This window comes from Acidithiobacillus concretivorus (genome assembly GCF_018853445.1).
In the GTDB taxonomy this organism is placed as follows: domain Bacteria; phylum Pseudomonadota; class Gammaproteobacteria; order Acidithiobacillales; family Acidithiobacillaceae; genus Acidithiobacillus; species Acidithiobacillus concretivorus.
Genome location: NZ_JABELD010000117.1, coordinates 1 through 1302, shown reverse-complemented (window position 1 = coordinate 1302; position 1302 = coordinate 1). Strand labels below are relative to the sequence as shown.

Annotated in this window: 1 protein-coding gene; it reads right to left on the bottom strand. The window is 56.1% G+C overall.

Features of this window, described 5'->3' with window-relative positions:
- Nucleotides 1-14 precede the first annotated feature (14 nt).
- Nucleotides 15-1229 carry an ISL3 family transposase gene (locus tag HJG40_RS12695; RefSeq protein ID WP_101536405.1) on the bottom strand — a complete coding sequence of 405 codons (1215 nt, stop codon included), beginning with the start codon at nucleotides 1227-1229 and terminating at the stop codon, nucleotides 15-17.
- Nucleotides 1230-1302: the final 73 nt, after the last annotated feature.

The window sequence follows — 1302 nt, the reverse complement described above, 5'->3', positions numbered from 1 at the left end:
GGTTCCTCGTCATTTCAAGTGGGTAGCCTGAGATCCAGCTTGCCCAGGATCAGGTAGGCCATGTTGATAAAGTTCTTGTGCGTGCGGTAACCCCGAGCCTTGGCCTTGGCGGATTGAATGAGGCTGTTGAAACCTTCCAGAATTCCATTGGTGATCTGGCTCTCGAACCATCGGAGCACGCCATCCCAGTGATTCATGATGGTGTAGGCGACCTTGACGATAGGCGGCAGATCGCTGGTTCTGGCGTTTTCCAACCAGGCTTTCAAGAGGGTAGCCCCCTGATGGCGATTCTTGATCGTGAAGATGTCCTGAAAGGTCAGGCGGAACTGGTAGGCCTGCGCCGTCTTGAGGTTCTGGTCTTTGAGTAATGCCTGCAGCTTTTCTTTCTGCTTCACCTTGAGGTTGCAATCGTTCTTGAGCCAGAGCCAGCGGGTCTTTTTGAGATTTGGCTGAGTGAGGACTTCCCCCTTGCGCACGTCGTCCACGGCCTCGTTGACGAGCTTCATGAGGTGAAAACGATCGAAAGTGATCTCCGCATTGGGCAGGTGCTCGGCAGCCCCTTTCTGGAAGGCCGGCGAGAGGTCCATGCTCACATCGGTGATCGCTTCCGCGCTACCACCATGGGCCTGTAGATCTGCGGAGAATCTCTCAAAGGTCTTGGCATCCTTGCCGGGAGTAGCGAACAAGAGTCGCCGGGCATCCAGATCCACGAAGAGCGTGATGTAGTCGTGGCCGCGCCGACTGCTGGTTTCATCGACGCCGACGGCATGGACATGGGCCATATCCACTCTGGTACGGGCTTCTGGCACATAGTGGTCAATCACCCGCCACAGGAGCGTGTCGGTCTCGCCGACTAGGCGGGCTACGGTCAATACCGGCATCTCCCGCACCAGGGTCATGATCAGCGCTTCGAAGAGCAGGGTGAAATGCGAGCCTTCCCGTGCCCAGGGAACAGATATCTGATGCACTCCATGCTCCTGGCACTTCACACGAGGTACGCGGGCATGGAGATAGGCTTCATGCTGGAAGAAATCCATGTGCCGCCAAGTATGGTCACGGGTATCATGTACCGGACACTCCTCACCACAGACGGAGCAAGCAAAGCGACTACCCTTGGGAAAGTTGATGTGCAGATCCAGGCGTTTCTCCTCCACCGTGAAAGTCACATGATCCACCAACCACGGCGGAACCAATCCTAACGCGAGAGAAAACAGCTCTTCAGGGACCATCAGCTAACTCCAATTCAGGGCACGACCGCTCCACAGCATTCTACCCCCTACCCACTCAATCTGACGAAGAGCC